The 19,382-nt window shown below is 72.2% G+C and carries 19 protein-coding genes; 10 read left to right on the top strand and 9 right to left on the bottom strand.

Going from position 1 to position 19,382, the window contains the following annotated elements; translation table 11 throughout:
* Positions 1-88 precede the first annotated feature (88 nt).
* Positions 89-955 carry a TIGR02452 family protein gene (locus OG861_RS05000; protein ID WP_330261329.1) on the top strand — a complete coding sequence of 289 codons (867 nt, stop codon included), beginning with the start codon at positions 89-91 and terminating at the stop codon, positions 953-955.
* A 199-nt stretch (positions 956-1,154) separates the two neighbouring features.
* Positions 1,155-2,312 (top strand): hypothetical protein, encoded by a 1,158-nt coding sequence (locus OG861_RS04995; protein WP_329200109.1) that lies wholly within the window; start codon positions 1,155-1,157, stop codon positions 2,310-2,312.
* Positions 2,313-2,393: 81 nt separating this feature from the next.
* Here OG861_RS04995 and OG861_RS04990 read toward each other — a convergent pair whose 3' ends face one another.
* Complete coding sequence (locus OG861_RS04990) at positions 2,394-2,858, bottom strand: type II toxin-antitoxin system PemK/MazF family toxin (protein WP_329200110.1); 465 nt, start codon at positions 2,856-2,858, stop codon at positions 2,394-2,396.
* Positions 2,859-2,891: 33 nt separating this feature from the next.
* Positions 2,892-3,314 carry a nuclear transport factor 2 family protein gene (locus OG861_RS04985; protein ID WP_329200112.1) on the bottom strand — a complete coding sequence of 141 codons (423 nt, stop codon included), beginning with the start codon at positions 3,312-3,314 and terminating at the stop codon, positions 2,892-2,894.
* An 83-nt stretch (positions 3,315-3,397) separates the two neighbouring features.
* On the opposite strand from OG861_RS04985, the gene OG861_RS04980 reads away from it, so the two are divergent.
* The 7 genes from OG861_RS04980 to OG861_RS04950 all read left to right on the top strand — a co-directional run bounded on the left by OG861_RS04980 (position 3,398) and on the right by OG861_RS04950 (position 12,451).
* On the top strand, positions 3,398-3,955 hold the full coding sequence (locus OG861_RS04980) for a PadR family transcriptional regulator (RefSeq protein WP_330261328.1): 558 nt from the start codon (positions 3,398-3,400) through the stop codon (positions 3,953-3,955).
* 1,264 nt (positions 3,956-5,219) lie between these two features.
* Positions 5,220-6,293: a LacI family DNA-binding transcriptional regulator gene (locus OG861_RS04975; RefSeq protein ID WP_329200116.1), complete on the top strand. Its 1,074-nt coding sequence runs from the start codon at positions 5,220-5,222 to the stop codon at positions 6,291-6,293.
* A gap of 263 nt (positions 6,294-6,556) precedes the next feature.
* The gene (locus tag OG861_RS04970) at positions 6,557-7,756 is read left to right on the top strand and encodes a thiolase family protein (RefSeq protein ID WP_330261327.1); all 1,200 of its coding nucleotides are present in this window, start codon (positions 6,557-6,559) and stop codon (positions 7,754-7,756) included.
* A gap of 350 nt (positions 7,757-8,106) precedes the next feature.
* Entirely contained in the window at positions 8,107-9,546 is a 1,440-nt protein-coding gene (locus OG861_RS04965; RefSeq protein ID WP_330261326.1) for an aldehyde dehydrogenase family protein, read from the top strand.
* A gap of 82 nt (positions 9,547-9,628) precedes the next feature.
* Positions 9,629-10,057: a thioredoxin family protein gene (locus tag OG861_RS04960; RefSeq protein ID WP_330261325.1), complete on the top strand. Its 429-nt coding sequence runs from the start codon at positions 9,629-9,631 to the stop codon at positions 10,055-10,057.
* Between the two features lie 42 nt (positions 10,058-10,099).
* Entirely contained in the window at positions 10,100-11,530 is a 1,431-nt protein-coding gene (locus OG861_RS04955; protein WP_330261324.1) for a dihydrolipoyl dehydrogenase family protein, read from the top strand.
* 156 nt (positions 11,531-11,686) lie between these two features.
* Entirely contained in the window at positions 11,687-12,451 is a 765-nt protein-coding gene (locus tag OG861_RS04950; protein WP_329200125.1) for a metallophosphoesterase, read from the top strand.
* Here the strand turns inward: OG861_RS04950 and OG861_RS04945 are convergent.
* The 7 genes from OG861_RS04945 to OG861_RS04915 all read right to left on the bottom strand — a co-directional run bounded on the left by OG861_RS04945 (position 12,424) and on the right by OG861_RS04915 (position 17,539).
* A complete protein-coding gene (locus OG861_RS04945; RefSeq protein WP_329200127.1) occupies positions 12,424-12,750 on the bottom strand; it encodes a DUF2087 domain-containing protein in 327 nt (108 codons plus the stop codon). The two genes, OG861_RS04950 and OG861_RS04945, sit on opposite strands and share 28 nt — an antisense overlap.
* Before the next feature lie 130 nt (positions 12,751-12,880).
* Entirely contained in the window at positions 12,881-13,531 is a 651-nt protein-coding gene (locus tag OG861_RS04940; protein ID WP_329200128.1) for a hypothetical protein, read from the bottom strand.
* Entirely contained in the window at positions 13,528-14,082 is a 555-nt protein-coding gene (locus tag OG861_RS04935) for a DUF6114 domain-containing protein (RefSeq protein WP_330261323.1), read from the bottom strand. Before OG861_RS04935 ends, OG861_RS04940 begins: the two co-directional genes overlap by 4 nt.
* Positions 14,073-14,735, bottom strand: coding sequence for a DUF6230 family protein (locus tag OG861_RS04930; protein WP_443056696.1), 663 nt, complete (start codon positions 14,733-14,735; stop codon positions 14,073-14,075). Before OG861_RS04930 ends, OG861_RS04935 begins: the two co-directional genes overlap by 10 nt.
* A gap of 108 nt (positions 14,736-14,843) precedes the next feature.
* A complete protein-coding gene (locus OG861_RS04925) occupies positions 14,844-15,653 on the bottom strand; it encodes a MerR family transcriptional regulator (RefSeq protein ID WP_330261322.1) in 810 nt (269 codons plus the stop codon).
* A gap of 51 nt (positions 15,654-15,704) precedes the next feature.
* A complete protein-coding gene (locus OG861_RS04920) occupies positions 15,705-16,937 on the bottom strand; it encodes a methyltransferase (RefSeq protein ID WP_329200135.1) in 1,233 nt (410 codons plus the stop codon).
* 212 nt (positions 16,938-17,149) lie between these two features.
* Positions 17,150-17,539, bottom strand: a complete 390-nt coding sequence (locus OG861_RS04915; RefSeq protein WP_330261321.1) for a tetratricopeptide repeat protein — start codon at positions 17,537-17,539, stop codon at positions 17,150-17,152.
* Positions 17,540-17,646: 107 nt separating this feature from the next.
* On the opposite strand from OG861_RS04915, the gene OG861_RS04910 reads away from it, so the two are divergent.
* The gene (locus tag OG861_RS04910) at positions 17,647-18,612 is read left to right on the top strand and encodes a pirin family protein (RefSeq protein ID WP_329200138.1); all 966 of its coding nucleotides are present in this window, start codon (positions 17,647-17,649) and stop codon (positions 18,610-18,612) included.
* Positions 18,613-19,382: the final 770 nt, after the last annotated feature.

Raw genomic sequence — 19,382 nt, 5'->3', positions numbered from 1 at the left:
TCGACGGCTCGGATGTCACCTGTGCCTACCCGCCGGACCGGCACAAATTCCCTTGCCGTCAGCGCGTCCTGCGCCGCAGGATCACGGCGTGAGCAGCAGATTGCGTGAAATCGCGCGCCACAACGCGATCATCTCGGCGGCCGGCGGTTACCGGACACGCTCCGGACGGCAGGTCTCCCTGGTTCCCGCCCTGGCGGAAGCCAAGGCGGGAACCAGGATATATGGGCCGAACCAGGTCATTCCAAGTGATGAGCCGAAGGCGGGCCCAGACCGGACCGTCGTACAGGTCACCGGGGAGAGCAGTACGGCCGCGGCCCGCAGGCTCGCCGGGGGCCCCGGCGAAGAGCCCTCGGTCGCGGTGCTGTGCTTCGCCTCGGCCCGCAATCCCGGGGGCGGCTACGTCAGAGGGGCCAAGGCCCAGGAGGAAGCGCTGTGCCGCGCCTCGGCGCTCTACGAGACGCTGCTGGAGGCGCCGGAGTACTACGAGGTGCACCGCGCCGGCCGCAGCACCTTCTACACCGACCGGGTGATTCACTCGCCCGGCGTGCCCGTGTTCCGCGACGACCGGGGCGAACTGCTGGAGACCCCGTACCGGGCGGGATTCCTCACCTCCCCGGCGCCGAACGCGGGCACGATCCGCCGCCAGGAGCCGGAACGCGCGCACGAGATCCCGGCCGTCCTCGCCCGGAGGGCCGAACGGGTGCTGGAGGTCGCCGCGATGCACCGCTACCGGCGGCTGGTGCTCGGCGCCTGGGGGTGCGGGGTGTTCCGCAACGACCCGGGTGAGGTCGCCGAGGCCTTCCGGGCGCTGCTCGCCGGGCGGTTCGCGGGCGCCTTCGAGCAGGTGGTGTTCGCCGTCCTGGACCGCGATCCGGGGCCGCGGGAGGCCTTCGAGCGGGCCTTCGCGGGGTTCGGCAGCACGGCGGGGGAGGGGGCCGCGCGCCCGTCGGCGTAGGGCACGGAGTGCAGCGGCCACCATTCGTATGAATTTCCGGAGAGTCCGTACGCAGGTGCCGGGACACGCCGGGACCCATCGGCTAACCCTGTCACGTCATGACGGCGCCCCTCACTTCCCTCCCCACTCCACTCCACCACGGCTGGACGCAGGACGACGGCGCGGGGGCCCACCTGGGTACTGAGAGGAACACAAGCGAATGAAGAAGCGTCTCGTGCTCGCCGGATCCGCTGTGGTGGCAAGCCTGGGCCTGGCCGTCGCGGCAGCTCCGGCTGTGGCCGTGGCCCAGCCCCTGAACCTCAACGTGAGTTGCAACGCCGGCGCTGCCGGACTCATCGCCGCCGTCGTGCAGGCGAACGCCAATCCCGACGGCGCGACGATCAACCTGGCCCACCGCTGCGTCTACCGCTTCACGGCAGGCACCGGCGGCAACGCGCTGCCGCCCATCACCACCAGGGTCACCATCAAGGGCCTGGACTCCAGCCTGATCCGCTCCACGGCGGCCACCACCCTCTTCCGGCTGCTGAGCGTCGCCCCGACCGGCGAATTGACGCTGAAGGGCGTCGTGGTCAACGGCGGCCGCACCCTCACGAACGGCGGCGGCATCAGCAACGAGGGCACCCTGCTGGTGGAGGACAGCACCCTCTCCGGGAACCAGGCCGGCTTGAACGGCGGTGCCATCTTCAACAACAACGGCCGGGTCACGGTGGTCGACAGCAAGCTCCTGACCAACATCGCCATCGCGGTCGACGGCGGCGCCCTCTTCAACACGACGAACGGCAGCGTCACGCTGAAGAAGACGACCGTCGCGGGCAACACCTCCAGCATCAACGGGGGCGGTGTCGAGAACAACGGCACGCTCCGGGTCCTGGACCACAGCGTGTTCACCCACAACGAGGCGCATGACGGCAACGGCGGTGCCCTCAGCAACATCGGCCCCACCGCCCACACCGCGATCAGCGACAGCAAGTTCACCGCGAACTGGGCCGGCTTCGACGGCGGCGCCGTCTTCAACGGCGTGCGTGCGGCGCTGGAGGCCCGCGAGACCGTCTTCGACCTGAACAAGGCCGGCCGGGACGGGGGCGCCATCGACAACGAAGGCACCGCGCTCCTGGAGCGGATCAAGATCGAGAAGAACTCCGCCGGCCGGAACGGCGGCGGCATCAACAACTGGGTGGCGGGCCTGCCCGCCGCGCGGGTCACCCTCGTCCGCAGCCTCGTCGTACAGAACCGGGCGGCCGAGAACGGCGGCGGCATCAACAACGACGTGAACGGGATCGTGGAGCTCCGGGACGACAAGGTCATCCACAACCTGCCCACCAACTGCGCCGGCAACGTCGCGCACTGCGTCGGCTGACCGTCCGGCCCGCTGCGCGGCCGAACGGCGGCGGCCCCACCCGGACAACGGGCGGGGCCGCCGCGCCGGTCGTCGCCCCGGCTACTGCCAGCCGTAGCGCTCCCGCAGCCGGTTCACCACCAGCTGGAACCGGCCCCGGTCCAGCGCGCACGCCTCGCGGCGCATGCCCGACTCGTGCACCCGCAGCACCCGGTCCACATCCACCCAGGACTCCCGCCCCGCGGCGTCCCACGGCCCGGTGCCGATCGGCACCCACTCCCGGTCGTGGTCGTGCCGCTTGCTGGACAGCTGCACCGCGAGCAGCGTGTTCCCGCCCGCCTCCCGCGCGACCACCAGCACGGGCCGGTCCTTGCCGCGCCCGTCGTTCTCCTCGAAGGGGACCCAGGTCCAGACGATCTCCCCCGGGTCGGGATCGCCGTCCTTGTCGGGGGCGTACGAGGTCCGCACGGGCCCGATGGCGTGCGGATCGGCCTCGGTGGTGGCCGTCTCCCCGTCCCGCCCGGGCTGCTCGACGTGGCTGTTGCCGTGCTGTGAAAGTGCCGTCATGCGCGAGAGGTTACTGCCTGCCGGTGGCCCGCCCTACGTGGCCGGGACCAGGCCGTCGGCCACCAGCCCGGCCAGCACCGCCTCACCCAGGGCCATGACCGCGGACTGGGGGCGGACCATCACTGTGATCTCCTTGATCCGCTCCTCCGCGTCGAGGTGCAGCAGGTCGATGCCGTGGATCTGCTTCCCGTTCACGGTGGCCCGGAACACCAGTACGGCGGCGTCGGTGGCCGCCCCGGCAGTGCTGGATTCGGCGGCGCCGTCGAGCCGGCCGACGTAGCGGAAGTCCTCGAAGGTGCGCAGGAGCACGCCGAACAGACCGAGGACCATCGGCCTGCCTTCGAACGGCGTGAACTTCACCGGGCTGTACAGCCGCACGTCCTCGGTGAACAGCTCCCCGATGGCGGTCAGGTCGCGGCTGTCGACGGCGGAGCGGAAGCGGTCGGCGGTGGTCATCGTGGCACACTCCTCAATGTGATTAGTCAGTTTCTTGACTATCATGTGGCCGGGATCCCTGACCAGAGGAAGGAAACGCTCCGATGGCTCTGCGCCACGCCGTCCTGGCGGCACTGCTCGACGAGGAACTGAGCGGATACCAGCTGGCCAAAGCGTTCGACATGGGCGTGGCGAACTTCTGGCACGCGCTCCCGCAACAGCTGTATGCCGAACTGGCCAAACTCGAACACGAAGGCCTCATCGCCGGCCGCGAGGTAGTTCAGGAGACCAGGCCGAACAAGCGCCTGTTCAAAGTCACCAGTGCCGGACTCGGTGAACTCGAACGGTTCACCGCGGCCGCCACGAAGCCCTCCTTCATCCGGGACGACCTGCTGGTGAAAGTGCAGGCAGCCGACCACGTGAACACCGACGCGCTGGTCGCCCAGCTCGCCGAGCGGATCACCTTCGCCGAAGCCAAGATCGAGCTGTTCGACGCCCTCCTGCGCACGATGCGCGGGGAGCTGGCCGAGGAGGAGTTCCTCCGCCGCGGCGACCGCGTCGGCCCCTACCTGACCTGCCTCCGCGGCCTGTCCTTCGAACGGGCCAACCGGGACTGGTACGAGCGCGCGGTGACGGTCCTGCGGGAACGCCCGGGGCGGTAGGCCTCCGGCTGGGAACGGTGCCGTGTTCGACGCCACAGCGCGACAGCCGGGCATCGATCGTCGGCATGCCCAGCCCCGGGCGGCCTGCGGACGCTGTGCCGGGGGAGCGCGTAGCGATCTGTCGCGCCGGTGGGCGGGCCCCCTCGCTACGCTCGGGCCTCCCTGGGGCTCCGGCCCAGACCCCGCGCCTCAAACGCCGGCGGGGCTGAATTTGCTGGCCGGCGTCGAACGCTGGGAGGCGCCCCACGGACCGGGAATGGCGGTAGGTACGACGCCAGATCACGTCAGCTGTGTAGCGATCGGTGGCGGCTTATGTCCAGCCCCGGACGGCCTGCGGACGCTACGCCGGGGGAAGCGCGTAGCGAATGTTGCGCGGGTGGGTGGTCCCCCTCGCTGCGCTCGGGGCTTTCTGGGGCTCCGCCCCAGACCCCGCGCCTCAATCGCCGGCGAGGCTGAATTTGCGGATCGGCGCCGAACGCCGGCAGGCGCCCCACGGGCCGAAAACGGTGGCCGGTACGACGCCGGAGCACGTCAGCCGTGTAGCGACCGTGGCGGCCTACGCCCAGCCCATGCCGGGCTGCGGACGCCAAGCCGGGAGGAGCGCGTAGCGGTCGTTGGCGGCTTATGCCCAGCCGGGGACGGGCTGCGGACGCTATGCCGGGGGGAGCGCGTAGCGATCTGTCGCGTGGGTGGGTGGGCCCCCTCGCTGCGCTCGGGGCTTTCTGGGGCTCGGCCCCAGACCCCGCGCCTCAATCGCCGGCGGGGCTGAATTTCCCGACCGGCGTCCGGAACTTCGGGCGGCGCAACAGCGGGGCATGGAAGGGGTCGCAGAGGACGGGCCTGGACCGGGGCTTCGGGCGGGCGTCGTTGAGACCGGGTTGTCGGAACATGACCTCCCGGCCGTTTCCTTGGGGGCTTCCCGGCAGTCTGTGGCGTTTTGGGGCGGGACGGGCAGTCAAGGGTGGCCGCAGGCCATCGCGGAGCGACGCGAGCGCAGCGAGCGCCCTTGACGGACCGGACCGACACGAAAGGACAGTGGACTGACGGGACGCCCCCAGCACCCCCCGACACCGCCCAAGGGCACTCCGCCAGCGGCAGTCGGCCCGCACCTCCCCCACACCCCGCAGGGGAACCCGCCTCGCGCCCCCACCCCGCCCTGCCGAAGTACGCACCGCCCCCCGCCAGCGGATTAGGCGTGCCAACGCGTGTTTCAGGCCATCCGCCAACCCCCCACGCGTACCCGGTCTGCAAGGATTCCAGGGCAATGCCTCAGACACCTCACACCCAAACCACCACCACATCCGCCACATCCGTCTCATCCGCCACATCTCCCATACCCGCTACACCCGCCACATCCGCCGTACCCACCAGCGCCGACGTCGCCCGCGTCGCCGGGGTGTCGCGCGCGACGGTCTCGTACGTGCTGAACAACGCCGAAGCCGTACGCATCAGCGAGCCGACCCGCCGCAAGGTGCGCGAAGCCGCCGAGGAGCTGGGTTACGTACCGCACGCCGCCGCGCGCAGCCTGCGGGCCGGGCACACCCGGATCGTGCTGCTGCCCACCTCCCAGGTCCCCTTCGGCCCGCTCTACCGCACCTTCCTCAACGAGCTCCAGCAGGCCCTGCGCCGCCTCGACTACACCGTCGTGCAGTACGGCAGCCTCGGCCTCACCGGCGACGAGGCCGCCCGCTCCTGGGCCGAGCTGCGCCCCGTCGCGGTGATCTCGCTCGGGGAGATCACCCTCTGTGCGGGCAACGTCGCGACGCTCAAACGGGCCGGTGCCCGCGCGGTGATAACGCTGGGGCCCGGACGGGTGCCCGGGGCGCACGCGCTGGTCATGGACCAGGCGGAAGTCGGCGCCCGGGCGGCCGCCCACCTGGTCGAGCGGGGCCGGCGCCGGATCGGGGTCGTCGTCCCGCAGGAGGAAGGACTGGGGCTCTTCTCCGAGCCCCGGCTCGCGGGCGCCCGGTCGGTGGCGTCCGCCGCGGTGGAGCCGTTGCCCCTCGCCTACGACGAGGCGTCGGCCGCCGCGCTCGCGGCCCGCTGGCGGTCGCTCGGGCTGGACGGTGTCTTCGCGTACAACGACGACTACGCGACGCTGCTGATGCGGGCCCTCCAGGACGCCGGCCTGCGCGTCCCCGAGGACGTGGCCGTCATCGGCGCCGACGACCTGCTGATCGGGCGGTTGCTGCGCCCCCGGCTCAGTACGGTGCAGATCGAGATGCCCACGGGGGAGCACCTGGCCGCCCTCGTGGACCGCGCGGTGCGGGAACCTTCCCACCTCACCGAGCGGCACGACCTGATGACAGCCGTGGCGGTACGGCGCGAGTCCACCTGAACCGAGTCCACCTGAGCCGAGTTCACCTGAGCCGACTCCGGCTGAGCCGAATCAGTCGGCCCGGTCGGCCCGGTCCGCCCGGTCCGCCCGGTCCGCCCGGCGGGCTCCCGAGGTCCGGTGCCCCGGGCAGGCCGTTGACAGGCGGTGATCGGCGGACGGAGACTGCGGGCGCGCCCCATCCGGGCGCACCCGGCGCCATGCGCCGGTGCCGCCACCGGCGCCGGCCCGGCTCCGCCCGTACGGATCCGCCCAGGAGAGACCCCATGAGCATCCGCACCGTCCGCGACGTCTACGTCGTCGACGCCGTCCGCACCCCGATCGGCAAGTTCGGAGGGGCGCTCGCCGGTGTCCGACCGGACGACCTGGCCGCCCACGTGGTGCGCGCGCTGGTGGACCGTACGCCCGACCTCGACCCGGCCCGCATCGACGACGTCGTCTTCGGCGACGCCAACGGGGCGGGCGAGGACAACCGGGACGTCGCGCGCATGGCGGTGCTGCTCGCGGGACTGCCCGTGTCCGTCCCCGGCGTCACCGTCAACCGGCTTTGCGGCTCCGGCCTGGAGGCCGTGATCCAGGCCGCCCGCGCCATCGCGCTCGGCGACGCCTCCGTGGCCATCGCGGGCGGGGTGGAGTCCATGTCCCGCGCGCCGTGGGTGGTGCAGAAGCCGGAGCGCGCCTTCCCGGCCGGGCACCAGCAGATGTGGTCCACCACCCTGGGGTGGCGGATGACCAACCCCCGGATGCCCGCGGAGTGGACGGGCTCGCTCGGCGAGGGTGCCGAACTCGTCGCGGACAAGTACGCCGTCACGCGCGAGGCGCAGGACCTGTTCGCCCTGGAGAGCCACCGCAAGGCCGCGGCGGCCTGGGCCGAGGGGCTCTACGACGGCGAGGTCGTCCCGTACCCCGGAGCGCAGCTCGTACGTGACGAGTCGATCCGGGAAGGCTCCACCCCGGAGGCGATGGCGCGGCTCAAGCCCGCGTTCCGTACCGACGGCTCAGGCACGGTCACCGCGGGCAACGCCTCCCCGCTGAACGACGGGGCCGCGGCGCTGCTGCTGACGGACGGGGCGGGGCTCGCCGCCACCGGCCGGGAGCCGTTGGCCCGCATCAGTGCGAGCGCCGTCACGGGGATCGAGCCGCAGCTGTTCGGGCTCGGACCGGTGGAGGCCGTCCAGCGGGCTCTCGCCAAGGCCGGCCGGGAGATGGGCGAGCTGTCCGTGCTGGAGTTGAACGAGGCGTTCGCGGCGCAGGCGTTGGGTTGTCTGGCCGCCTGGCCGGAGCTGGACCCGGCGGTGGTCAATCCGCGCGGCGGTGCGATCGCGATCGGTCACCCGCTCGGCGCCTCGGGTGCCCGGCTGGCGGGATCGGTCGCCCACCAGCTCGCGGCGGCCGGCTCCGGTACGGGCATGGCGGCGCTGTGCATCGGCGTCGGGCAGGGCATCGCGCTGGTCCTGGAGCGCTGACCGGGCGGGCGGGACTCGGGCCGGACGCCGAACCGGACGCGGGCCGGACCCAGAGCGGACCCGGGCCGGACCCAGAACCGGACCCGGGCCGGACCCAGAGCGGACCCGGGCCGGACGCGGACCCGGACGTAGAACCGGCCCCACAGCCGGACGACGGGCCGCGGGCGAAGTCGCCCCCGCCCCGCCCCGCCCCGCCCCGCCCCCACCCTCGCCCCCACCTCCGTCGATCATTTCCGGTCAAACCATCGCCCTAACTGCCCAATAACTGAACAGAAGTGCCGCCCCGGGTCTGGCACGATGGCGCGTGCTGCCGCACCCCCCGCCCCACCCAGACCCGGAGGCCCCGCGCCATGCCGCTCCTCGACCCGACGCTCTGGCAGGACGGACCCACCCTGACCGGCGGCACCGCCCCGGTCGTCGAACCCGCGACCGGGCGCACCCTCGCCACCCTCGACCTCGCCGGGCCCGTGGACGTGGCCGAGGCCGCCGTACGGGCCCGGGCCGCGCAGCGCGACTGGGCCCGGGCCACCCACCTGGAGCGGGCGGCCGTGCTGCGCCGCGCCGGGGACCTGTTCGCCGAGCACGCCGAAGAACTGCGGGACTGGCTGGTACGGGAGTCCGGCTCCATACCCGGCAAGGCGGACTTCGAGCTGCACGTCGCCGCGCAGGAGTGCTACGAGGCGGCCGCACTGGCCTCGCGTCCTGCCGGGCAGGTCCTGCCCAGCGAAGCGCCCCGGCTCTCCTTCACCCGGCGGGTGCCGGCCGGGGTGGTCGGGGTCATCGCCCCGTTCAACGCGCCGCTGATCCTGTCGATCCGTTCGGTGGCCCCGGCCCTCGCCCTGGGCAACGCGGTCCTGCTCAAGCCCGACCCGCGCACCGCCGTCTGCGGCGGCATCGCCCTGGCCGCGGTGTTAGCCGCGGCGGGGCTTCCCGCGGGGCTGCTGCACGTGCTGCCGGGCGGGGCCGCGACGGGGGCGGCGGTCGTCGCCGATCCCCGCGTACGGGTGGTGTCGTTCACCGGATCGACCGCTGCCGGACGCACGGTCGCAGAGCTGGCGGGACGTCACCTGACGCGTGCGCACCTGGAGCTGGGCGGCAACTCGGCGCTCGTCGTGCTGGAGGACGCCGACGTGGAAGCCGCCGTCGCACAGGCCTCCTGGGGCTCCTTCTTCCACCAGGGGCAGATCTGCATGACCGCCGGGCGCCACCTGGTGCACGCCTCCCTGTACGACGAGTACGTGGAGCGGCTCGCCGCGCGTGCGGAGGCGCTGGCGGTGGGGGACCCGTACCGCGAGCGCGTGCACCTGGGGCCGCTCATCGACCGGGGTCAGGTGGAGCGCGTCCACGCCCTGGTCGAGGCGAGCGCCGAGCAGGGTGCCAAGCTGGTGGCGGGCGGCACCCACCGGGACCTGTTCTACCGGCCGACGGTGCTGGCCGCGGTGTCCGACGACTGCCCGGCCTACACGGAGGAGGTCTTCGGCCCCGTGGCGCCCGTACGGTCCTTCGCTACGGAGGACGAGGCGGTGGCACTGGCCTCGGCCGGCCCCTACGGCCTCTCCCTCGGCATCGTCACGCGCGACGCGGCGCACGGGCTCGACCTGGCCGGCCGCATCCCGACCGGTATCGCGCACGTGAACGACCAGACGGTCAACGACGAGGCCGTGGCCCCCTTCGGCGGCGTCGGCGCGTCGGGCACGGGAGCCCGCTTCGGCGGCGAAGCGAACCTGGAAGCCTTCACCGAACTCCGCTGGACCACGGTCCGCACGGCCGCGCCCGCTCACCCGTTCTAGGGAACGGCGGCGCACCAGGAATGCTGGGGACGGATCGTTCGTTCACGCAGGACAACCGGCTACATCAGGAGGTTCGGACACCGTGGCGACAATCAAGCTCACCAAGGAGAACTTCGACCGGACGGTCAGCGAAAACCCCTTCGTGCTGATCGATTTCTGGGCCGGCTGGTGCCGTCCCTGCCTGCAGTTCGCACCGGTCTACGAGAAGGCCTCCGAGGCCAATCCGGACCTGCTCTTCGCCAAGGTGGACACCGAGGCGCAGCAGGAGCTGGCCGGGGCCTTCCAGATCACCTCCATCCCGACGCTGATGATCGTCCGGGACCAGGTGGCAATCTTCGCGCAGCCCGGCGCGCTCCCCGAGGCGGCGCTGACCGACCTCATCGCTCAGGCCCGCGCCCTGGACATGGACGAGGTCCGGGCGAAGATCGCCTCCTCGGACCGGCCCGCCTCCTCGGACCGACCGGGGGGAGCGGGCACGGACGAGGGCGGCTCCGGCACGCCGGAGGCCTGAAATTGCCCGCACGCGCCCCGGGCCCCCGGCGACACTGGCCGCATGACTGAAGCGGTGGAATACGACGTGGTGGTGCTCGGCGGGGGACCGGCCGGCGAGAACATCGTGGACCGGACCCGGGCGGCCGGGCTGACCACGGCGCTGGTGGAGAGCGAGCTCGTGGGCGGGGAGTGCTCGTACTGGGCCTGCATCCCCAGCAAGGCACTGCTGCGCCCGGTGCTGGCCCGGGCCGATGCGCGCAGGGTGCCCGGCCTGGCCGCAGCCGTAGGGGGCGCCCTGGACGCGGAGGCGGTGTACGCGCACCGCGACTACTGGACCGGCAGCTGGAAGGACGACGGCCAGATCGAGTGGCTCGACTCCATCGGCGCCCACGTGTACCGGGGCCACGGCCGGCTCTACGGGATCCGCAAGGTCGCCGTCACCAGCCCCGAGGGCGAGCACCACGTCCTGACCGCCCGCCACGCCGTGGTGGTCGCGACGGGCACCCGGGCCGTGATCCCGCCCCTCCCCGGGATCGTCGGGGCCCGCCCCTGGACCAGCCGGGAGGCGACCTCCGCCCGTCAGGCGCCGGAGCGGCTGCTGATCGTCGGCGGTTCGGTGGTCGCCGCAGAGATGGCGACGGCCTGGCAGGCCCTCGGCTCCCGCGTCACCGTGCTGGTGCGGGGCTCGGGGCTGCTGCCCAGGATGGAACCGTTCGCCGGGGAACTGGTCGCCGAGGCGCTGCGCGAGGCCGGCGCGCAGATCCGTACGGACGTCACGGTGGAGGCGGTCGTACGGGACGGGGCGACCGGGCCCGTCACCGTCGTGCTGGAGGGCGGCGAGACCGTCGAGGGCGACGAACTGCTGATGGCGACCGGCCGCGCCCCGCGCACCGACGACATCGGTCTCGACACCGTGGGCCTGACCCCGGGGGACTGGATCGGCGTCGACGACAGCTGCCGGGTCCCCGGCCACGACTGGCTCTACGCCGTCGGTGACGTCAACCACCGCGCGCTGCTCACCCACCAGGGCAAGTACCAGGCCCGGATCGCCGGCGCCGTCATCGCGGCCCGCGCGGCCGGTGGGGAACCGGCCGACACCGGCCGCTGGGGCGCGCACACCGCGACCGCCGACACCGCGGCCCTCCCGCAGGCCGTGTTCACCGATCCCGAGGCCGCGGCCGTGGGCCTGACCCTGGCCGAGGCGCAGAAGGCGGGCCACCGGGTCCGCGCGGTGGACTACGACCTCGGGAAGGTCTCGGGCGCCGGCCTGTACGCCGACCCGTACCCGGGCCGGGCCCGGATGGTCGTCGACCTGGACCGGGAGGTGCTGCTCGGCGCCACCTTCGTCGGGCCGGGCGCGGCGGAACTCCTGCACGCGGCCACCATCGCCGTCGCGGGAGAGGTGCCGATCAGCCGGCTGTGGCACGCGGTCCCGGCGTTCCCGACCGTCAGCGAGATCTGGCTCAGGCTGCTGGAGACGTATCGCGGCTAGCGGCGGTGCCGGCGCCGGCGGCGGCGGCGGTGCTGACGCCGCCGGTGGTGACGGCGGCTGCGCCGCCGGAGGCCGCCGGTGATCAATTGGCCCTGGAAGGCGGGCTGAGGGGCCGGTTGGATGGGAGGCACCGACGAAACGAAGGAGCCACCGTCCGTGATAGTGATCGCCCACCTCAGCGATGTCCACTTCGACGGCGACGCGCGTGCCGCCGACCGCGCCCGCGCCGTCATGGAGTACCTCGACGGTCTGCCGTACGACCTCGACGCGGTGCTCGTGAGCGGCGACATCGCCGACCACGGCACCCCCGAGGAGTACGACGAGGCACGCAAACTGCTGCGCTCGCGCCACCCGTCGGTCATCTGCCCGGGCAACCACGACGAGCGGCTCGCCTTCCGGCAGGGACTGCTCGGGGAGACCGAGCCGACCGCGGAGCCGGTGGACCAGGTGGTGCGCGGCGACGGCTTCGTACTCGCGGTGTGCGACTCCTCCGTGCCCGGCGAACACCAGGGTTTCCTCGCGGAGTCGACACTGGAGTGGCTGGAGGGTGTCCTGGCCGGAACACCGCGCGAGGTACCGGTTCTGGTGGCCTTCCACCACCCGCCCGTCACCCTGCACATCCCGTACGTGGACGGCATCCGGCAGTTCGGCGAGGAGCGGCTCGCGGCGCTCGCCGAACGGCACCCGCACCTCAAGGCGTTCCTCTGCGGCCACGCCCACACCGGGGCCGCCACGACGTTCGCGGGCCGGCCGCTGCTGGTGGCGCCCGGCGTGGTGTCCACGACGCGGCTGCCGTGGGAGGCGCAGAGCGGCCCCGACGAGCACGTCCACCTCGACGAGCCGCCGGTCGTCGCCTTCCACGTGCTGGGTGAGGACGGGCGGCTGACGACCCATTACCGGGTGGTCGTGGACCGCCGGTAGCTGCTGCCGTCGCGGGTACGGGTGAGGTGGCCCGAGGTGACCAGGTAGCGGCGCAGCGCCGAGCAGTCCTCGTGGACGGTGCGCAAAGCGTCGTTCACCTCGGGCTCCGTGTACTCGCGTCCCGGGGTGAAGAGGGTTCCGGCGAGGTGGGCCAGCAACTGCTCGCGTCGTGCCGCCTTGCGCGGAAGGGCGGTGAGGCGGCCGTGGGAGAAGAGGTCGTCGACACCTCGCGGGCGGCGGGGCTCCGCGCCGTGGTCCTCGGGTCGGGTGTGGTGTGACGTTTCGGTGCTCTGTGACATGCCGTGCAGCTTCGCTCCGCCGATGCCGTTCGTGCAACGCAATTGACGGCGCTCGCCATTCATCCGGGCGTGTGGCCCGCCGGCCCCGGACGTCCTCCGGGGCCGGCGGACCCGCTCGTGCGCGCCGGGCTCAGGGGGCGACGGTGATCTGCTGCGCCGGGTCGGTGGTGTCGGTGACCTTGTAGAGGGCGTTGAAGGTGGACGACGTCGCGCTCGTCGGGCAGCCGAAGCCGCCGGTGACGGTGACCGGCACCGAGGCGTTGGTGAAGGTCAGGCTGGACGGGGCGCCGTTGGCCCAGGCTCCGCCGACGCTCGCCGGGCCCGTCGGGGCGGCCGTGACCGTACAACTGGCCAAGCCGGTGGTGTGGACGACCAGGCCGCCGGTCGGCACCGTCATGGTGGCCGTGACGGGCGAGCCGTTCTGCATCGACACCGACCAGGCGCCGCTGGTGGTCACCGTCGGGGTGACGCCCGGCATGCTCGACGTGCAGGAGCTGTACGTGGGCGGGGAGATCGGCGAGGAGACCGGCCCGGCGGCGTTGTGGTTGCCGGGGGCGGCCGGCACCGTACCGGTGGAGACGGAGACCGTGCAGGTGACGGTCACCGAACCGGCCTTGAGGGTGGCCTTGCCGCTGAGCGTGGCCCGGAAGGCGTGCCCGGCCGGGGTGACGGTGGTCGACCCGGCCAGCGGTAACGGCGCGGCGGTGGCGGAGGTGGAGACCACGGTCAGGGCCGCGGCGGCGGCCATCCCGAGGGCGAACGCGGTGCGCGTACGGCTCATGGCTGTACTCCTTGGGAATCGTGGAGCGCGGTGGGGGAGCGGGTGGGGTCCGCTGCCGCGTCCCGGTCGGGGATGGGATCCCGGGAAGCGGTGGGGTCCGCGGCCTCGGTGGCGTCCGGGGCGCGCGGGGCGGCGTACGGCTGCCAGGCGAAGATCAGCCCGCCGCCGAGGATGCCGAGCAGGGTGCCGATCAGGAAGCCGCCGAGGTTCGACAGCACCAGGGCGGCGGTCGCGATCAGGGTGGTGAGGATTCCGGCGAGGGTGCGCTGCTGCGGGGCGAACCACGCCGTGAGCCCGAGGACGATCATGACGATCCCCATCAGGACGGACGGGATGCCCGCCACCCCCTGCTGGAGCATGATCTTCAACGGGGCCAGCGGCAGGACGCAGATCCAGGCCCCGGCCGCGAGGGCGGCCAGCCCGCCCCAGAAGGGCCTGCCGCGCCGCCAGCGCCGCCACGACAGCCGGCGGCTGCTCGGCCGCGAGGACGGCTTGCGACTGCTCGGCCGCGAGGACGGCTCACGACCGTTCCGGCGACCGCTCAGAAGCATTCCTTCTTCCCCTTGCTGATTCCCATGCTCAGCCCGGAGAGCTTGAAGGTGCCCGCGTTGGTGGCCCACGCGGTCTGGTGCAGGTTGCTGATGGCGACCGTGTCGGCCTGCTGGGCGAACAGGTCCTGCATGCCCACCGCCTCCGCCGGTCCCTTGTCGAGCGTCGACGCGTCGCGGCCGATCTCGATGTTGCTGAACACGGCGTCACCGGAGAGCTGGGTGGCGTCGACGAACAGGTTGCTCGCCTCCACGGGGTCCTTATCACCCGCGGTGAGGTTGAGCGAGATGTCCCCGATGAGCGGGAGGGTCGTCACCACCGACTGGCACAGGCTGTGGAGCTTGGCCTCCTTGATGGCGGTGACGGCCACGGGTATGAGGTCCTCGCGGGCGTTGACGTCGACACTGCCGTACTGGGCGAAGCCCTCGCCCTCCAGGCTCTTCGCCGACACCTTGAACTGCTGTCCGGAGACGGCGAAGGAGGCGGCGAGCGCGCCTTGCGCGAGGGCGATCCCGAGGCCTGCGGTCACGGCCACGGCGGGCACGGTCAGAAGGGCGAAACGCCGCCACCGGACCCGCCCGGTGCCCCTTCGGTCGTCCTCGCCGGTGGTGTCCCCGGTACCGGGTGGTTCGGATAAGTTCGGTGAGGTTGCCATGAGATCGTCCCTGTATCTCGGCTGTGCACCTTTGTTACCGACGAGTTGAATGTAAGAGTGCCAATGGAGGTTGGCAAGGTTGCTCGAACGTACCTTTTCGGCCGAGTCCTACTGCCCCGTACGCCGCTCGCCGGCCTCCGTACGCAGCAGTTCGGCGACCTCAGCCTCCACCCGCCGGGCCATCGCGACGGCGAACTCGGCGGCCACGACCTCGCCGGCCACCGGCCGTAGCGCCGCGGCCGCCTCCGAGATGTGATCCAGCTGGGTGGCCGAAAGCCGCTCCGCCCCGTCCGGGCCGACGAGTCCGTCCGGACCGATCACGTGCCGCCGGAACAGCCCCACGAACCGGTCGGCGAGCGCGGCCGCCTGGTCCTGTACGAAGTCCCCGGCGTCCAGGATCTCCGCGAGCGGCACGCCCTGACGCACCAGCGCCAGCGTCGCCTCCAGCAGCCGCCGGCTGCGGTGCGTGACCCGGTCGCCCTCTACCCGTAGGTAACCCAGCTCCACCGCCCGCCGGGTGTCCTCGGCCGTCGCCGCCCGGCCGAACAGGTCGCCCAGCTCGGCCGTCGTCATGGTGACCGGCTCCTCCCGCTCCCAGCCGTCGGTCATCGCCCGTTCCAGGCCCAGGAGTTGCGACAGTCCGCCGCCCTGCTCCCACGCGTGCAGCAGCTCGGCGATGCCGTTGACGGAGTAGCCGCGCCCCAGCAGGTCGCTGATCAGCCGCAGCCGCGTCAGGTGGTCGTCCGAGTACCAGGCGAGCCGGCCCTCCCGGCGGGGCGGGGGCAGCAGCCCGCGCTCCTGGTAGTAGCGCAGGTTGCGCACCTTGACGCCCGCCGCCCGCGCCACGTCCTCGCGGCGGTAACGGCCGGCGCCGCTCCGGCCGTCGTCCGGTGCTTCCTGATCCGCCTGGCTGCCCACGCGGCCGAGTGTAGGACGTACCGGCAGGTCACTTGGGTCCTACGGGCGCTCCTACGGGCGCTGTTCCCGTTCCATCCGCTTGACCGCCCGCAGCACCACGAACTTGGGTTCGCTCGCCGTGACTTCGCTGTTGCCGAAGAGCCGCTTGAGGTGGGTGTGGTAGCCCATGTGGCGGTTGGCGACCACCCACAGCTCGCCGCCCGGCCGCAGCACCTTGCGGGACTGGGCGAACATCCGCAGCGCGGTCGCGTCAGTGGTGGCCTGGTGGGAGTGGAACGGCGGGTTGCACAGGACGAGGTCCACGGAACCGGGGTCGAGCATGGCCACGCCGTCACCGACCAGGAAGTCGGCCCGGTCGCGGTCGCGCGTCACGTTGGCACGGAACGTGGCCTTCGCCGAGGCGATCGCCTGGTAGGACTCGTCCGTGAACACGACCTCCGCCCGGGGGTCGGCGACCGCGACCGCCGTGCCGATGACGCCGTTGCCGCAGCCGAGGTCCACGACGCGGGCGCCGTCGGTGTTGGTCGGGATGGACTGCAGGAAGAAGCGGGTGCCGACGTCGAGCCGGTCCGCGCAGAAGATGCCCGCATGGTTGACCACGGTCAGCCCGGCGCCGGAACCGCCGTCCGCGTCGACGGTGTACGTCACCGGCCACGGGTCGGCGGACGCGCCACCCGTCTTCGTCGCCGAGGGCGCACTCGCCGCGCCGGTCGCGTCGGCGGGCGTACAGAAGATCAGCCGCGCCTTCTTCTCGGCGAGCGAGGTCCTGGTCGGCCCCAGGATCCGCTCGAAGAGGCGCAGCGTGGAGGTGTGGATCTCCTTGACCATGCCGGCGCCGACCACGACGCTGTCCGCGTGCAGCCGCGGCGCCAGCCGGTGGAGCTGGTCCTCCAGCAGCGCGAGGCTCTTGGGAACCCGGACCAGGAGCACGTCGATCCGCGCGGGCGGCTCGTCCTGCGTGGTCAGCAGGGTCACCGTGTCCTTGGCAGTGCCGATCCCGGCCCGGTCCAGGTTGGCCATGGTGGCCGAGCGGGTCAGGGAGGAGTCGGTGATCTGCGTCGGGTGGTAGGCGGCCAGGGCGGTCGTCAGCGCCCCCCAGCGGTCGCCGAGGACGGTGATCTGCCGGCCGCCGCCGAGGTCGACCGGTCCGCGGTCCCCGGTCCCGGATTCGAGGTGGTGCAGGAGGTACTCGTCGGCGGCGTCCCAGGCGCGGAGCCGGTCGCGCGGGTCCTGGGGGAAGCGGGTGAGCTCGTAGGAGCCGAAAGGCGTGGTCAGACGGTTCATATTGGCCCCAGGCTATCGGAGACGGCCGCCCGGCCCCGCACGGACGGGGCCGGGCGGGGCCGCAGGCCGCCTGCCGTGAACCGTCAGCCGGGCATTACGGTGGGACACGAAGACCTCCGTGTGTGGTGTGGAGCCTAGACACCTCCACCACACCGGAGGTCTTCGCCATGATCAAGACCCGGCCCTGTTAACAACGCTCGTGATCAATACACCTAGGCCGGGAGCTCGCCCGCCATGGCGGCCGCGAGGCGCAGGTACGGGGCCGCCTCGGCGGCGCGGCCCTGGCGCTCCAGGGTGCGGCCGAGCATCAGCTGCGCGTAGTCCTCCACCGGCCAGCGCTCCAGGATGGCGCGCAGCTCCAGCTCGGCCCGCGAGAGCTGGGCGGAGTGGTAGTAGGCGCGGGCCAGCAGCAGCCGGGGCGCGAGCTGCTCGGGGGCCTCGGCGGTCAGCGTGGCCAGGACCCGGGCCGCCGTCGCGTACTCCTTCGCGTCGAAGAAGAGGCTGCCCCGCGCCCAGCGCTCGGCGGCCGTTCCGTGCCCGTAGTACGCCGTCTGCGCGTCACGCACGGCGTCCTGGGTCTCCCGGGCCTCCTTGGCGTCCATGACCGTTCCTTCCGCCGTTCAGGTGGTGTGTCCGGTCGCTCCAACACGGTGGCACCCCGCCGCATTCCACGGAACGCGGCGGCCCCGGCGGTACTAAGTTGTGCGGTATGAGCAATCTCGATCGCCAGCCCGCCCTCTCCGTCTGCGGCGGCCGCGGTTTCGTCGTCGCCGAGCCGGTACGGGAGCTCCTCAGCCCGCGTACGGTCAAGCTCGGGGAGTCCACCGAGGTGCGCCGCCTGCTGCCGAACCTGGGACGCCGGATGGTGGGGGCCTGGTGCTTCGTCGACCACTACGGGCCCGACGACATCGCCGACGAGCCGGGCATGCAGGTGGCACCCCACCCGCACACCGGCCTGCAGACCGTGAGCTGGCTGCACGAGGGGGAGGTCCTGCACCGCGACAGCGTGGGCAGCCTCGCGACGATCCGGCCGCGCGAGCTGGGCCTGATGACCTCGGGCCACGGCATCAGCCACTCCGAGGAGAGCCCGCGCCGGCACGCCCGCTTCCTGCACGGCGCCCAGCTGTGGGTGGCTCTCCCGGATGCGCACCGCCACGTGGCCCCGCACTTCCAGCACCACGCGGACCTGCCCCGCGTCACGGCCCCGGGCCTGACCGCGACGGTCATCCTGGGCACCCTGGACACGGCCACCTCGCCCGGCACGGCCTACACCCCCATCGTGGGCGCCGACCTCGCCCTGACGGCCGGCACCGAAACCCGGCTGCCGCTCGACCCGGACTTCGAGTACGCGGTCCTGTCGATGTCGGGCGAAACCCACGTCGACGGCGTCCCCCTCCTGCCGGGCGCGATGCTCTACCTGGGCTGCGGCCGCACGGAACTCCCCCTGCGCGCCTCCTCGGACGCGGGCGTGATGCTCCTGGGCGGCGAACCGTTCGAGGAGGAGATCGTCATGTTCTGGAACTGGATCGGCCGCTCGCACGAAGAAATCGTGCAGGCCCGCGACGACTGGATGAACGGGTCGCGGTTCGGCGAGGTAAAGGGCTACGACGGCCCTCCACTTCCGGCTCCTGAACTCCCTCCCACCCACCTGAAGCCCAGGGGAAGGGTGCGTTGACCTGCTGGTTTGTGTGGACGAGGGCTGGGTGTCGTGCTCGCACCCGGCCCTCCGGTTTTGGTTTCGCAGGGGAGGCCGCCGGACATGGTGTGAGAGCCTTCGGCGTCGACGGTCGAGGCGGCTCATGTGTCGCAGGCTGTAACCAAGTTTGGTCGGACGAATGCTGACCCTTTGCTGACTTTACTGACGAGTAGTTAGATCTAACCGCTGGTTAGTCGAGTCCGCTTGCACGCGAAGGACGGCGGTGGCCGCCGCTGCGCCGCCAGCTTCGACGATCGCGACTTCGGATCTGGCCGGGCGCGCGATTCGTCGATGAAGTGTGCGTGGTGGATCTTGTGTACAAGACAACGCCCTCGCCTGCCCAGTCCCCTCCGCCAGGTTGTGACGGAGCGCCGTGTGCGCGCCGGAGACTTACGGCTCCGAGGCGGCTGGACGCTCGGCTCGACCGGGTAGGCCGCACCCGCCTTGCTTCCACGTGGGCCGCCTTCGCTCGAGCCGCCGCCTAGGCACCTACATGCCGCGATGGATGTTGGCTGGCCAGCGAGAAGGTGGTTCCGTAGCCTGAAGGATCTGGAGCACGGTCGCACGTTCAGTATCCCGAGACTGCGCTACCGGTTTCTGTCTCAGGCACTGCGTCACTTGCCCCTCGCAGTGACCACACGCTTCAGCCTCGACCGCAGCCTGCCTCTGCGAGGTCGCGAGGCCCGATGGGCCATAGATGAAGCCTCAGAGGCCGACACTCACGGTCAGCCGCCCAGCTGATGTGATAC

Origin of the sequence: Streptomyces sp. NBC_00539, from assembly GCF_036346105.1 — a bacterium.
GTDB lineage: Bacteria > Actinomycetota > Actinomycetes > Streptomycetales > Streptomycetaceae > Streptomyces.
This window is presented reverse-complemented; position numbering and strand designations above follow the sequence as displayed.

Bases quoted from the DNA above. Each gene is read 5' to 3' on its own strand.
- OG861_RS04995 (WP_329200109.1), top strand. From the start codon at position 1,155: ATGAAGAAGCGTCTCGTGCTCGCCGGATCCGCTGTGGTGGCAAGCCTG.
- OG861_RS04990 (WP_329200110.1), bottom strand. From the start codon at position 2,858: ATGACGGCACTTTCACAGCACGGCAACAGCCACGTCGAGCAGCCCGGG.
- OG861_RS04985 (WP_329200112.1), bottom strand. From the start codon at position 3,314: ATGACCACCGCCGACCGCTTCCGCTCCGCCGTCGACAGCCGCGACCTG.
- OG861_RS04980 (WP_330261328.1), top strand. From the start codon at position 3,398: ATGGCTCTGCGCCACGCCGTCCTGGCGGCACTGCTCGACGAGGAACTG.
- OG861_RS04975 (WP_329200116.1), top strand. From the start codon at position 5,220: ATGCCTCAGACACCTCACACCCAAACCACCACCACATCCGCCACATCC.
- OG861_RS04970 (WP_330261327.1), top strand. From the start codon at position 6,557: ATGAGCATCCGCACCGTCCGCGACGTCTACGTCGTCGACGCCGTCCGC.
- OG861_RS04965 (WP_330261326.1), top strand. From the start codon at position 8,107: ATGCCGCTCCTCGACCCGACGCTCTGGCAGGACGGACCCACCCTGACC.
- OG861_RS04955 (WP_330261324.1), top strand. From the start codon at position 10,100: ATGACTGAAGCGGTGGAATACGACGTGGTGGTGCTCGGCGGGGGACCG.
- OG861_RS04945 (WP_329200127.1), bottom strand. From the start codon at position 12,750: ATGTCACAGAGCACCGAAACGTCACACCACACCCGACCCGAGGACCAC.
- OG861_RS04940 (WP_329200128.1), bottom strand. From the start codon at position 13,531: ATGAGCCGTACGCGCACCGCGTTCGCCCTCGGGATGGCCGCCGCCGCG.
- OG861_RS04935 (WP_330261323.1), bottom strand. From the start codon at position 14,082: ATGCTTCTGAGCGGTCGCCGGAACGGTCGTGAGCCGTCCTCGCGGCCG.
- OG861_RS04930 (WP_443056696.1), bottom strand. From the start codon at position 14,735: ATGGCAACCTCACCGAACTTATCCGAACCACCCGGTACCGGGGACACC.
- OG861_RS04920 (WP_329200135.1), bottom strand. From the start codon at position 16,937: ATGAACCGTCTGACCACGCCTTTCGGCTCCTACGAGCTCACCCGCTTC.
- OG861_RS04915 (WP_330261321.1), bottom strand. From the start codon at position 17,539: ATGGACGCCAAGGAGGCCCGGGAGACCCAGGACGCCGTGCGTGACGCG.
- OG861_RS04910 (WP_329200138.1), top strand. From the start codon at position 17,647: ATGAGCAATCTCGATCGCCAGCCCGCCCTCTCCGTCTGCGGCGGCCGC.